The organism is Bradyrhizobium sp. Kon69 (genome assembly GCF_055807515.1).
On the sequence record NZ_JBVVOS010000020.1, the window covers coordinates 1 to 11,480 of the forward strand.

Below are 11,480 nucleotides of genomic sequence, written 5' to 3' on the forward strand. Positions count from 1 at the left end.
CAACGCTTGACGCACAGACCCCGGGCGTCAGGACCACACGATTTTGCCGTACGCCGATCACACCGGTCGTGTGCGCGGCGCCTTCACTCACGGTTGCCCGCCCTGCGAAGCCGTTCGCGCCGATGTGACTAACGTCCACCACCGCCCGGCCCGCGTTCGTGACGATCGCGATACGCCCCTCTTCCTTGGGCCGGGTTGAGAAATGTCTAACAAAAATCCGAATTCTAATAAAGAGAAATATTTCGTCGCCGTTCCGTTGACCCCGGACTTGGGTGTTTCGTCTGAGACGACGCAAGGGATTGTGGCCGGAGCCGTCAGTCCGGCGCGGTCGGGACCGGCGTATTCTGCGCGACCGCCTTGGCCGGCGCGACCGTCGTGGAATTGCGGCCGCCATTGGCGAGGTTGCGGCGAAGCGATGGCGGCGCCGCTTGCAGGGCGAAGATGATCGCGATCTGGGTCCGGTTCTGAAGGCGGTATTTGCGCATGATGTTGCCGATGTGCGCCCGCACCGTGTTCTCCGAGATCTTGAGCTCGTAGGCGATGTTCTTGTTCTGCATTCCGCGTGCGATCAGCATCATCAGGTCCCGCTCGCGTGGCGTTGGTGTGATCGAATGTTTCGGATCCGGACTCATAACTGCTCCTCCGTGGCCTTTGGTCGATGCGAACACCGCAGCATGTTCTCACTCCGTCTTGAGTGCCTCGATCGGGCTGAGCTTGGATGCCTTGTGGGCGGGATAAAAACCGAAGATCAGGCCGGTCGCGATCGAGAAGGCGAGGGCAAGGCCGATCGCCTGGCCGTCGATCGAGGTGATCCATCCTGCCATGCGAGCCACCGTCATCGAGAGCGTGACGCCGGCACCGACGCCGATCGCGCCGCCGAGCAGGCAGAGCACGAGCGCCTCGCAGAGAAACTGAAGACGGATGTCCCGCATCCGCCCGCCAAGCGCGCGGCGGATGCCGATTTCGCGCGTGCGCTCGGTGACCGACACGATCATGACGTTCATGATGCTGATACCGCCAACGAGCAGCGAGACCGAGGCGATGGCGACGAGCAGGAGCGCGACGGTGCGGATCGCTCCCTGCTGCGCTTCCATGGCGGCGGCCGGATCCTGGACCTTGAAGTCGTCCTCCTGGCCAGCGGGAATACGGTGGCGCTGCCGCAGCAGGTTTTCGATCTCGGTTCGCGCCCCGGCCATCTGTCCGTCCGCAGCCACCTTGGCGATGATGTAGGCGACCGAATCCCGGTTGATGTTGCTCGCGCTGCCGAGGAAGCGCAGCTTGGCCGTGGTGAGCGGCACGAAGGCGACGTCGTCCTGCGCCGGCCCCTTGCGATCGAGAACGCCGACCACTTCGAGCGGCACCTTCATGATCCTGATCTGGGCGCCGATCGGGTCCTCGCCGGGCGCGAACAGCTCTTGCGCCACCGTGCTGCCGAGGATCACGACCTTGCCGGCGCCTGCCTCCTCGGCGCCGGAAAAATAGCGCCCGGTCGCAAGCTGCCAGTCGCGGACCATGAAGTGCCCGGTCGTCGTCCCGTTGATGGTCGTGTTCCAGTTCTTGCTCTCGTGAATGACCTGCGCCGTTCCTGCAATCGAACCGGCCGCTGCCTGGATCTCGGGGATCTGCTCGAGGATCGCCTGCACGTCGCTCTCGGTCATGGTCAGCTTGCTGCCATCCTTGAGACGCACGCCGCCCTGGTACACCGCGCCGGGGTTGATCATCAGCACATTGGCGCCGATCGAGCGGATCTGCTCCTGGAGCCGAAGCTGCGCGCCGGATCCGATCGCAAACACGGTCACGATGGAGGCGACGCCGATCACGATGCCGAGCATGGTGAGGATGCTGCGCAATGGATTGAGGCGCAAGGCGTGCAAAGCGATCTGAAAGCCCTGGAGCATCGTCATGGCGCAGCGCTCCGTTTCGGCAGGATCGGGACCAGCGTTTCGTCAGCGACGAGCTCGCCGTCGTGCAGGCGGATCGTACGTCGGCACTGGGTCGCGATCCCAGGATCATGCGTGATCATCACGATGGTCTGGCCGGTCCTGTTCAGCGCGGCGAACAGGGCCAGGATCTCGGCGCCGGTACGGCTGTCGAGCGCGCCGGTCGGCTCGTCGGCGAGCACGATCAGTGGGGAGGCGATCAGGGCGCGCGCGATCGCGACGCGCTGCTGCTCACCGCCCGAGAGCTGCCGCGGGAAGTGGTGCGCCCGGTGCACCATGCCGACGGCCTCCAGGCTCTGCTCGGCGCGAGCCAGACGTTCCTTGCGGCTGATGCCGCAATAGACCAGCGGCAGCGCGACGTTCTCAGTTGCATTGTGGCGCGCGAGCAGATTGTAGGACTGGAATACGAAGCCGATGCTGCGGGCGCGCAGGGACGACCGGTGGTCTTCCGAGAGATCGGCGACGTCCGCTCCCTCGAGATAGAGCGCGCCCTCGCTCGGCAGGTCGAGCAGCCCTAGCATGTTCATCAGCGTCGATTTTCCCGAGCCGGACGGTCCCATCACCGCGACGATCTCGCCTCGTTCGATGTCGAAGCTGACGTTGCGCACCGCGGCCACCGCCACGCCGTCGGCGCGATAGGTCCTGGAGACCGACTGCAGGCTGATGAGGGGCGGGTGGGCTGTCATGATCCGAACCTGATGCCGAGAAACTCCATGCCGGCCGGCCGGATGGCCTGACCCACGGCGACCTGGCTGCCCTCGACGAGGTCTCCGCTCCGGAGAGCAACCTGTTCGGTGCCGGCCGCGCCGACGGTGACGGGAATACGCCGGAGTGAGCCGCTTGCGGTGCGTGCCCAGACTCCGCTGCGCGCGGCGGCATCCGGCTGCGTGCCGGAGGGCTGGAAGCGCAACGCGGCAAGCGGCACTTTCAGCACGTCGTCCTGCCGCTCGATCACGATCTTCACCAGGGCGGTCATGCCGGGCAGCAGCGCGCCGTCGAGATTGGAAGTCGCCAGGACAACGGTGTAGGTCACGACGTGCTGCTGGTTCTGCGGCGCCTTGCGCACCTGCCGCACCACCGCCTCGAAGCGGCGGTCCGGGTAGGCATCCACCGTGAAATGGGCGCGCTGCTCGGGGGCGATGCGCCCGATATCGGCTTCGTCGACCTGGGCGTGAATTTCCATGTCCTCCAGTCGGTGCGCGACCACGAACGTGGTGCGCGATTCCAGTCCGACCGCGAGCGTCTGGCCCTCGTTGACGAACCTGCCGACGACGACGCCATCGATCGGCGAGCGGATCACGGTGCGGTCGAGATCGGCCTGGGCTGCAGCGAGAACGGCCGCCTTCTCCGGCACGGCCATTCGTGCCTGCTGCAATTCCGCCTCGATCCGGCGGATATCGGCCTGCGCGCCTTCGACTGAGTAGGCGTTCAGGGACATGAGGACTTCGGCCTCGCGCTCTTGGGCAAGCCTCGCGGTGAACTCGGTCTGGGCGTCATCCACCGCCGTTACCGCCACGACGTTTTGTGACTGGAGAGCCAGCTTGCGCTGCAAGGTCTTCTGCGCCGACGCCTTGACCGCCTGCGCGCTGTCGAGCTTGGCCACGAGGACGTCTCTGCTGCCCCTGGCGTTTTGCAGATCGATCCTGGCGCGGTCGAGCTTGGCCCGCTCGATGTCGACAAAGGAGTTCGCCACCGCCACCGCCGCCCTGGCTTCGTCGACCTTGGCCGCAAAGCTGCGCGGATCGATCAGGGCGAGCGGCTGATCCTTGGTGACGGTGTCGTTGAAATCGACATAGACCCGGGCGAGCTGCCCGGACAGTTGGGAACCGACCTCGATCGTCTTGACCGGCTGCAGGGCGCCGGTGACGGTGATGGTCTGCTCGATACTGCCGCGCTGGATCGAGGCATAGCGGAATACGGGGGCGTCCGATCCGAAGCTTCGTGCTTCCGGCCCGACAGGTTTGAGCAGCCGTTGGGTCGATTCGTAGGCGCGGGCCGCTTTCTGCGCCGCAGCCCCGGCCGCGTCGCCGATGACGGCCGGCCCCGCGGCGTAGACCGTGGCGAGGCCACATGCAGTTCCGAGCAAGGCAATAACTGGCACAAATCGCATATCAAAAACCCGCCTCTTGAAATGGCATCGTTGGCGGCACGGAGAAAGATCGCGCTATGGTTGTAAATCTCAGAAAACGCAGTCGATCGTCAGTGTGTCGCCGCTGCCGGGGCGTCGGTCGGGTGCGCTTGATGATCCAGAAGTAAAGCCTGCGGGGTGCTATCTTTCGTGACTTGCCGGAAATGCATACGGAGCGTATCGATATGATGCGCGCGGTATCGAACTCGACAAGCTGACTGAACGTCCCGTCTGCTCTGGCCGAAGCGGCCAGCGCCCGGCGTTCAAGTCGGCACGTGGGTGGCGACGCCATGACGCAGCCGGCGATACCGAAGTTCCGACGCCAGATCGTCGCATTGTCGATATCGCGCCTCGCCATGAGGCCGCAGGTCGCGAGGGCGAATCCCCGCAATCACGAAACCCGATATGTGAACGCCTTCACTCGTCTTGAACGGGTGTTGGCCCTAAGACGTCGAAGCGGCCGATCAGAGCTTCTCGCTCGATCCCCGCGAATTCATCCAAGCACCTTGATCTCGCTTGCAAGAAGAATGGATGGCTCGTTGCTTGTTCATCGAGCCCCAAGCCGGGGAGCCCGTTGCCATGAGTTCAGGTCAAGCTACAGTTTATATCATTGACGACGAAATTCAGATTCGAACTGCGATAGGAAGTCTCTGCGAGGAGACCGGGCATCAGGTAAAATTGTTTGCATCGACCGACGAGTTCGTCGCTGACAGTATTTCGAGCGGACCTTCATGCCTCGTGCTCGACGTCCGCTTTCCCGGCACCGCGCCGACCGGCCTCGAGCTTCAGCGTCGGCTCGCCGAGACCGGCGTGCTCATCCCGATCGTTTTCATCAGCGGCCATTCCGACGTCCGCGTCTCGGTCGAGGCCATGAAGCGCGGCGCAGTCGAATTTCTTCCAAAACCCTTTCGCGAGCAGGAGATCCTCGACGCGATCAGACACGGCATTGAGCGCGACCGCAGGCGGCTCGAACGCGAAGACAGTGTGCGCGAAGCGCGCCAGCGCGTCGAGACGCTGACCGCGAGGGAGCGCGAGATCATGCTGTTGATGGCCGAAGGCCTCGTTGCCAAGCAGATCGCGGCGAGGCTCGGGGTGAGCGAAGTGACGGCCAAGGTCCATCGCACCAGGATGATGCGAAAGCTGGAGCTTCGCTCGCCGATCGAGGTGGTGCGGTTGGTCGACAGCATGGGACGCGAAGAAGAGACGGCACGAACCGGCACGGGACAACCTTACAGCTAGTGCCGCGGGCACCAAGGCGCCGCGCAACGTCTAGTCCGTACCGATTAGCATGAACTGCAGTCTGTCGCACGCAGCACGATCGGTTCAAAGTCTGTCCTGCGATGTCGGCCTCCTCCAAGACGGCATCCGAACCCCAGTCAGAGATCTTAGCCAGAAAGGATATTCCATGCGCAAATTGTTTTTTGCTTCCGTTGCAGTGCTCGCCCTGTCCTCCGCCGCGCAGGCCGCCAACACCTCGACCACCGTGCAAGTGGGCGTCGTGAACGGTTCCAGCGTCTCGCAGCAGGGCCTCACCAACGACACCTCGTCGACCAGCCAGCTCGGCATCATCAACAGCGCGACCACGATGCAGGGCACCAGCGCGGCCTCGCTCAACAACGGCAGCACGGTCAACCAGGTCGGCGTGCAGAACTCGGCGACGACCGGCCAGGTGGCGTTCGGCAACAACGGCAGCGCGATCACCCAGAACTCGTTCGGGCCTGCCCCGCTCCAGAACAACGCCGCCGCCGTCGGACAGCTCAGCGTGTTCGGCGTCAACGGCAGCACCGTCTCGCAGACGGCGCACTAAGCCAGCCCCGTTTGGCCGGACGCGTCAACTGCGGCGCGTCCGCGCCATCCTTGAAAGCACCGCCTCGGGCCGGACGACTCGGTGAGAGCTTGTCCGCCGACTTTCGCGGAGGAAATGTCATGCATCAAAAATATCTCGTTGCCACGATCGTCGCGTTCAGCTTGCTGACCGCCGTCGATGCCCAGGCCGGCAATTCGGCCAGCGTGCTGCAATTCGGCACCACCAACAACTCCTTCATCTCGCAGAGTGGCGGCACCAACAACAGCGCCACCACGATGCAATTCGGCGCCACCAATATTGCGACCACGTTGCAGACGGGCTCGCTCCTCACGGTCAACACCTCGGTGATCGGGCAGGGCGGCACGACCGCGACGGCGTCCAACACCGCGTTACTCGGCCAGGCCGGTGGCTCCAATTCGAGCTTGATCGGCCAGATCGGCGCGAACAACGCGGCGGCCGTCGGACAGCTCGGAATCCTGAACGGCTCGACGATTTTGCAGCAGACTCCTTGACCGCAAATCCATTTTCAGTCGCGAGGCAAGTCATGAGACATTTTTCCGGCGCCGCGTGTGGCGCATTCCTCACCTTGTGTTGCATAGGCGCCGGATCGGCCGGTGCGCAGACCGCCGACATCAAGACCATCGTGTCGCTCGGCGGCCCGCCCGTCGTGCTGAACCAGACCAGCCAGCTCAACATGGCGGGCGTGTTCATGATCGGCGGTAGCACCAGCGCGACCGTCACTCAAAACGGCACGAACAACGCGACCGGAATCCTGCAATTCGGCGGGACGACGTCGGCATCGGTCGGGCAGGCGGGCGTGAACAATGTCGCGTTTGTCGGCCAGGCCGGCCAGTCGACCAGCAGTTTCCTGTCCCAGTTCGGTGCGTTCAACTCGGCGACTATTGTCCAGAATAGCCATTGAGCCGGGCGCGACCTCGTCGTCAGAAATGTAATGGGGGCAAGCGATGAAATGCGCTAGGCTACTCCTGGCATTGGCGGCATTGTTCGCCGTCAGCGTCGCGTCCGAGGCATCCGCCGGATCCGTCCAGCGCGGCGTAACGAACCGGAACGTGAGCATCGAAACGATCGTGCAGTTCGGCAACAATGTCCAGCCGGTCACGATCGAAGAGAACAGCCGCATCAATATCGCGCGTGTCATCCAGATCGGCGGCACGGGGACGGTCGATGCGACGATCATCCAGAACGGCACGCGAAATTATGTCGATGTGATCCAGGTGGGTGGCACCACCAATGTGGCGATCGGTCAGTCGGGCGTGAGCAACATTGCCGACATCACCCAGGTCGGCACTTCCACCAACGCCCTCCTGCTCCAGATCGGAGATATGAACACGGGAACGGTGCGACAATTCGGGCGCTTTAACTGGCTGTCGATATTTCAGTTCAGCCGGTGATCGAGAAGGTGAGGTGCAATATGAGGTTCATCGCGCTTGCAGCAGGAATGAGCATCATGATGGCAATGGCAGCGGGGCCGGCCGGAGCCGGCGAGTCAGGTGACGGCCACACGACGGTAGTTCAGGACGAGAATGGCACGTCCGTCATTACCCAGAGCGGCGATCCGGCGCAGGCCGAGGTCAAGATCGAGAAGGAGCCTGGGCGCACCACGGTCTATCGCCGCAGCGGTGGCAACACCGCCATCGTGACGCAGGGCACCGGGAATCCGCAGGACATGCTGGACTGGCTGCGCAAGCAGCAGGGCCGCTGACGCACGAAGGCCCATCGTCCGTGATGAACGATGGGCCAGATCGTGAGCGGACGTTACCAGCTGCGATAGACGCCGGTCAGCGTGCCGTTGTTGTTGCCCTCCGGGCCGACATCGCCCTGCGTCGAGCTCGGCGCCGGATGGTTGGTGCCGTTGAGCGCACCGTATGGTCCAGCGACATCCGGATAGTACGCGCGGGGCTGAACCGGCTGGTAGGCCGGGGCGGTGCGGTCCCATCCCGCGCGCGATCCGTTCCAATCATAGCCCTGGGCCGAGGCGGCCGTCGTGCCCGCGACGAGTGAAGCCGTGATCAGGCAGAGGAGTTTCGACTTGTTCTGCATTGGAGATGCTCCTTGCTTGTGTCGGGAGCCAACGACCGCAGTGCGGGAGCGTTCCGGGCGTTATCGGCCGAACCGATCAACTCCGATCAACTGGTTATGAAGTCCGTTTTCCCGGAACACGTGCGACATCAGCCGCAATCCCGGGCGTCTTGCCGCAGCTTGTTCCCCGTTAATGCCGTGCCTTAACCAATAATTAATTATACGTTTGCGGGCGGGCGACAGCCCGGCCTAGCGTGCGGTGGGGAGCCGCTATCCGCGAAGCCAAACGAGTTGGTGCGTATCATGATGTCCAGATCATTTGGGGCGTTGCTCGCCTCGCTCAGCGCAGCCGCGCTGCTCCTTGCCCCCAGCGACAGTTTTGCCAGGCCCGGCGGCACCGTCGCGCATGCCGCCACGCCTTCCGGTTCGGCGGCGCGTCCGCCGATTGCGCCGGGCGCCAGGTTCCGTGGCCGCAATACGCCCTGGGTCTACTGGCCGGGCGGCGGCGGGTTCTACTACGACAATGCAGGTTACGGTCAGCCTTTCGCCGAGACCGCCCAACCCGTCTCGAACGACGTGCGCTACACCTATACGTACGACGTTCCCTGGGACTGGACGCATCGCTTCCCGCCGAACGTGGTGCCGTCCGACCGGCCCTACGTGCCGAGCTGTCCGACGGAGCAGGTGACTGTGCCCGGCCGCGGCGGCGGCGAGCACACCGTCAACATCATGCGCTGCTACTGAGCTAGCCCAGCTCGAAACTGGTCACGCCGAAGACGCGGTCGATCCGCAGCGGCGCGATCGGTCCCGTGTACATCCGCGCCGTCTCGAACACCGGCTTCAGCCCGAGCGATTCCACGAGCGCAATCGCCTCGCGATTGACGGCGGGGACGTCGAGGAAGATCTCGCCGCCGTTTGCGCTTTCCAGCAAGGCCTGCACGATTGCGTCGGCCGCCGCGCGGTCGTCGGCGACGAGCGGGCCGATCTTGCGGCCGGTGCGGCACGGCCGGATCACACCCCATGCCGCGAGCTTGCCGTCGCGCAGCAGCGCGCGGCCGACATGCCCTGTGCCGATCCAGGCACGCAGGAAGGCGCCGCGCGGAGCCGGGAACACCGTTGCATCGTCGGCTTCAACGAGCGCGAACGGGATCGTGTCGAGCGCAACGATTTCGGCGGGCGGCCGCGGTGGGGCGGCGACGATGCCGCCATAGCGGACATTGGCGTAAGCGAGCTGGAAGCCGGACTTTCGGTAATTGTCCTGCTGCGCCACGACGCCGTCGAGGCCGATCACGCGCGTGCCAGCATGCGCGATCGCCGCGTTCCAGATGCGCAGGCCGTGGCCTCTGTCGCGAAAACCCGATCGCACGATGTAGAAGCCGAGAAACGCGAAGCGATCGTCGTAATTGACGCAGGAGACGGTCGCGACCGGCTCGCCGTCGATCTCGCCGACGAAGAAGCCCTTCGCGTCCGGGATTGCGAAACAGGCAGCGTCGGACAGGCCCGGATTCCAGCCTTCCGCCGCGGCCCAGTCGACGGCGATGGCGATCTCCTCGGGGCGCAAATTGCGGATCTGCAAATCGCTCATGTTTCAAGTCGCTTTCGACGGTGGACCTTCCGGCTGGTCCGGCGGTAGAAGGCCTCATGATAGGCCGGGCCTGCGGCTCGCCTCCACGATATCACAGGGGATGATCGGTCATGGCAGCAGAGATGGCAGCAGAGAAGGTCGCACTCGTGACCGCCGGCGGCAGCGGCATGGGGGCAGGGGCTGCGCGCCGGCTCGCAGCCGACGGCTTTCGCATCGCCATCCTGTCCTCCTCCGGCAAGGGCGAGGCGCTGGCAGCCGAGCTCGGCGGATTGGGGGTCACCGGTTCCAACCAGTCGAACGATGATCTGAAGCGGCTTGTCGACGCCGCGATGGCCAAATGGGGACGCATCGACGTGCTCGTCAACAGCGCGGGCCACGGGCCCCGCGCGGCGATCACGGAGATCACCGACGAGCAATGGCACACCGGCCTCGACACCTATCTGCTCAACGTGATCCGTCCGACCCGGCTGGTGACGCCAATCATGCAGGCGCAAAAGGGCGGCGCCATTATCAACATCTCGACCGCCTGGGCATTCGAGCCGAGCGCGATGTTTCCGACCTCTGCAGTGTTCCGCGCTGGCCTGGCCGCCTTCACGAAGATCTTCACCGACACCCATGCCGCCGACAACATCCGCATGAACAATGTGCTGCCGGGCTGGATCGACAGCCTGCCGCAGCTGGATGCACGCCGCGACAGCGTGCCGATGCAGCGCTACGGCAAGGTCGAGGAGATCGCCGCGACGATCTCGTTCCTGGCATCCGACGGTGCGGCCTACATCACGGGACAGAACATCCGTGTCGACGGCGGATTGACGCGTTCGGTCTGAGAAGCGGGGATTCGAATCGCGTTTCGCGCCCTTGTCGCGATGCGACGCGGACGTGCGTCGTGCGCCACGGAGCAGGGATGACGCGTTGCCGCTCAGTCACACCCGTCACGCGTTCGCGTGCCGCACGGCCCGCACTACGTCACAGTCCCTATGAACTTCGCCGCAGCCCAAGACGGCGAGGGACCGGCAGCCTATGCCCGATCTGCGCCGGACAACTTCCGCCCGCGCGCATTCGAAACGCGAGATTAATCGCGTGAGGTAAGGAGACTGGAATGAAGAAGTTTTTGCTGGCGATGGCCGCGGTTGTTGTGGGCTCCGCATCCGCTCAGGCGGCCGACCTCGCGGCGCACTACACCAAGGCGCCGATGATGGCGACGGCCTACAACTGGACCGGCTTTTACGTCGGCGCCAATGTCGGCGGGCAATGGGGCAGCGCCGATCCGGCCACCTCGACCGCCTTCGCTCCCGCCGGCTATTTCGCGGACACTAGTGTCACTGCGATTGCTGCGGTCGGCGCCCAGCGCGTCAACAGCTCCAGCGTCACGGGCGGTCTCACCGCCGGCTACAACTGGCAGGTCAACAATGCCATGCTCGGCCTAGAGGGCGACATCAACCATTTCGGCTTCAAGGGCAGCGCGTCCGGGTCGGCGCTCTATCCCTGCTGCGCCCCGACCGGCTTCACCGTGTCGTCGTCGGTCTCGGCCGACTGGCTCGCCACCATCCGCGGCCGCATCGGCTTCCTCGCGGCTCCGACCTGGCTGCTCTACGCCACCGGCGGCGCGGCCATCGCCGAGGTGAAGGGCAACTTCAACTTCACCGACACGTTCGCCGCCGCGACCGAGTCGGCCGCGATCCGCGACACGCGGGTCGGCTGGACCGCAGGTGTGGGCACCGAATATGCCGTCGGCGGCGGCTGGTCGCTCAAGGCGGAATATCTCTACGTCGATCTCGGACGGAGCACCGTGACCAGCACCAATCTGCTTGGCGGCGCGTTTCCGACCAACGTCTTCACCCATTCGGTCGATCTCAAATCGAACATCGCGCGCGTGGGCGTGAACTACATGTTTGGCGGACCCGTCGTCGCCAGGTACTGAGCTTCATCCCGTTCCTGATCTGGCGTGGAAAGCCCCGGCTCAGCTGGGGCTTTCTGTTT

Annotated in this window: 15 protein-coding genes; 9 read left to right on the plus strand and 6 right to left on the minus strand. The window is 64.5% G+C overall.

Annotated elements, in window-relative coordinates:
* Positions 1–314: 314 nt before the first annotated feature.
* Genes AC0L3U_RS24900 through AC0L3U_RS24915 form a run of 4 tightly spaced genes read right to left on the minus strand, consistent with a single transcriptional unit; the run spans position 315 to position 4,050 of the window.
* Positions 315–632, minus strand: a complete 318-nt coding sequence (locus AC0L3U_RS24900; protein ID WP_473349677.1) for a response regulator transcription factor — start codon at positions 630–632, stop codon at positions 315–317.
* A gap of 48 nt (positions 633–680) precedes the next feature.
* Positions 681–1,904: an ABC transporter permease gene (locus AC0L3U_RS24905; RefSeq protein WP_473363580.1), complete on the minus strand. Its 1,224-nt coding sequence runs from the start codon at positions 1,902–1,904 to the stop codon at positions 681–683.
* Complete coding sequence (locus AC0L3U_RS24910) at positions 1,901–2,626, minus strand: ABC transporter ATP-binding protein (protein ID WP_473363581.1); 726 nt, start codon at positions 2,624–2,626, stop codon at positions 1,901–1,903. The genes AC0L3U_RS24905 and AC0L3U_RS24910 overlap by 4 nt, the downstream gene beginning before the upstream one ends.
* Positions 2,623–4,050, minus strand: a complete 1,428-nt coding sequence (locus tag AC0L3U_RS24915) for an efflux RND transporter periplasmic adaptor subunit (RefSeq protein ID WP_473363582.1) — start codon at positions 4,048–4,050, stop codon at positions 2,623–2,625. The genes AC0L3U_RS24910 and AC0L3U_RS24915 overlap by 4 nt, the downstream gene beginning before the upstream one ends.
* A 597-nt stretch (positions 4,051–4,647) precedes the next feature.
* Between AC0L3U_RS24915 and AC0L3U_RS24920 the strand changes: the two genes are divergently transcribed.
* The 6 genes from AC0L3U_RS24920 to AC0L3U_RS24945 all read left to right on the plus strand — a co-directional run bounded on the left by AC0L3U_RS24920 (position 4,648) and on the right by AC0L3U_RS24945 (position 7,598).
* On the plus strand, positions 4,648–5,307 hold the full coding sequence (locus AC0L3U_RS24920; protein ID WP_456769492.1) for a response regulator transcription factor: 660 nt from the start codon (positions 4,648–4,650) through the stop codon (positions 5,305–5,307).
* A 166-nt stretch (positions 5,308–5,473) separates the two neighbouring features.
* A complete protein-coding gene (locus AC0L3U_RS24925; RefSeq protein WP_456769493.1) occupies positions 5,474–5,875 on the plus strand; it encodes a curlin subunit CsgB in 402 nt (133 codons plus the stop codon).
* 119 nt (positions 5,876–5,994) lie between these two features.
* Positions 5,995–6,387 carry a curlin gene (locus tag AC0L3U_RS24930; protein ID WP_473363583.1) on the plus strand — a complete coding sequence of 131 codons (393 nt, stop codon included), beginning with the start codon at positions 5,995–5,997 and terminating at the stop codon, positions 6,385–6,387.
* 32 nt (positions 6,388–6,419) lie between these two features.
* Positions 6,420–6,797: a curlin gene (locus AC0L3U_RS24935; protein ID WP_473363584.1), complete on the plus strand. Its 378-nt coding sequence runs from the start codon at positions 6,420–6,422 to the stop codon at positions 6,795–6,797.
* 70 nt (positions 6,798–6,867) lie between these two features.
* A complete protein-coding gene (locus AC0L3U_RS24940) occupies positions 6,868–7,287 on the plus strand; it encodes a curlin (protein WP_473363585.1) in 420 nt (139 codons plus the stop codon).
* A 20-nt stretch (positions 7,288–7,307) separates the two neighbouring features.
* Complete coding sequence (locus tag AC0L3U_RS24945) at positions 7,308–7,598, plus strand: hypothetical protein (RefSeq protein WP_473363586.1); 291 nt, start codon at positions 7,308–7,310, stop codon at positions 7,596–7,598.
* 53 nt (positions 7,599–7,651) lie between these two features.
* Here the strand turns inward: AC0L3U_RS24945 and AC0L3U_RS24950 are convergent, their stop codons facing one another.
* Positions 7,652–7,936 (minus strand): hypothetical protein, encoded by a 285-nt coding sequence (locus AC0L3U_RS24950; protein ID WP_377830111.1) that lies wholly within the window; start codon positions 7,934–7,936, stop codon positions 7,652–7,654.
* A gap of 282 nt (positions 7,937–8,218) precedes the next feature.
* Between AC0L3U_RS24950 and AC0L3U_RS24955 the strand changes: the two genes are divergently transcribed.
* Positions 8,219–8,659: a hypothetical protein gene (locus AC0L3U_RS24955; RefSeq protein WP_473349684.1), complete on the plus strand. Its 441-nt coding sequence runs from the start codon at positions 8,219–8,221 to the stop codon at positions 8,657–8,659.
* Between the two features lies 1 nt (position 8,660).
* Here AC0L3U_RS24955 and AC0L3U_RS24960 read toward each other — a convergent pair whose 3' ends face one another.
* Positions 8,661–9,500 (minus strand): GNAT family N-acetyltransferase, encoded by an 840-nt coding sequence (locus AC0L3U_RS24960; protein WP_473363587.1) that lies wholly within the window; start codon positions 9,498–9,500, stop codon positions 8,661–8,663.
* 122 nt (positions 9,501–9,622) lie between these two features.
* Here AC0L3U_RS24960 and AC0L3U_RS24965 point away from each other — a divergent pair, with 122 nt between their 5' ends.
* Positions 9,623–10,327 carry an SDR family oxidoreductase gene (locus tag AC0L3U_RS24965; RefSeq protein ID WP_473363703.1) on the plus strand — a complete coding sequence of 235 codons (705 nt, stop codon included), beginning with the start codon at positions 9,623–9,625 and terminating at the stop codon, positions 10,325–10,327.
* Positions 10,328–10,599: 272 nt separating this feature from the next.
* Entirely contained in the window at positions 10,600–11,421 is an 822-nt protein-coding gene (locus AC0L3U_RS24970) for an outer membrane protein (RefSeq protein ID WP_473363588.1), read from the plus strand.
* The last annotated feature ends 59 nt before the right edge of the window (positions 11,422–11,480 follow it).

Excerpts from the sequence above, each read along its gene's own strand:
- AC0L3U_RS24935 (WP_473363584.1), top strand. The coding sequence starts at position 6,420 with ATGAGACATTTTTCCGGCGCCGCGTGTGGCGCATTCCTCACCTTGTGT.
- AC0L3U_RS24945 (WP_473363586.1), top strand. The coding sequence starts at position 7,308 with ATGAGGTTCATCGCGCTTGCAGCAGGAATGAGCATCATGATGGCAATG.
- AC0L3U_RS24960 (WP_473363587.1), bottom strand. The coding sequence starts at position 9,500 with ATGAGCGATTTGCAGATCCGCAATTTGCGCCCCGAGGAGATCGCCATC.
- AC0L3U_RS24930 (WP_473363583.1), top strand. The coding sequence starts at position 5,995 with ATGCATCAAAAATATCTCGTTGCCACGATCGTCGCGTTCAGCTTGCTG.
- AC0L3U_RS24950 (WP_377830111.1), bottom strand. The coding sequence starts at position 7,936 with ATGCAGAACAAGTCGAAACTCCTCTGCCTGATCACGGCTTCACTCGTC.
- AC0L3U_RS24970 (WP_473363588.1), top strand. The coding sequence starts at position 10,600 with ATGAAGAAGTTTTTGCTGGCGATGGCCGCGGTTGTTGTGGGCTCCGCA.
- AC0L3U_RS24915 (WP_473363582.1), bottom strand. The coding sequence starts at position 4,050 with ATGCGATTTGTGCCAGTTATTGCCTTGCTCGGAACTGCATGTGGCCTC.
- AC0L3U_RS24900 (WP_473349677.1), bottom strand. The coding sequence starts at position 632 with ATGAGTCCGGATCCGAAACATTCGATCACACCAACGCCACGCGAGCGG.
- AC0L3U_RS24910 (WP_473363581.1), bottom strand. The coding sequence starts at position 2,626 with ATGACAGCCCACCCGCCCCTCATCAGCCTGCAGTCGGTCTCCAGGACC.
- AC0L3U_RS24925 (WP_456769493.1), top strand. The coding sequence starts at position 5,474 with ATGCGCAAATTGTTTTTTGCTTCCGTTGCAGTGCTCGCCCTGTCCTCC.
- AC0L3U_RS24920 (WP_456769492.1), top strand. The coding sequence starts at position 4,648 with ATGAGTTCAGGTCAAGCTACAGTTTATATCATTGACGACGAAATTCAG.
- AC0L3U_RS24905 (WP_473363580.1), bottom strand. The coding sequence starts at position 1,904 with ATGACGATGCTCCAGGGCTTTCAGATCGCTTTGCACGCCTTGCGCCTC.
- AC0L3U_RS24965 (WP_473363703.1), top strand. The coding sequence starts at position 9,623 with ATGGCAGCAGAGAAGGTCGCACTCGTGACCGCCGGCGGCAGCGGCATG.
- AC0L3U_RS24955 (WP_473349684.1), top strand. The coding sequence starts at position 8,219 with ATGATGTCCAGATCATTTGGGGCGTTGCTCGCCTCGCTCAGCGCAGCC.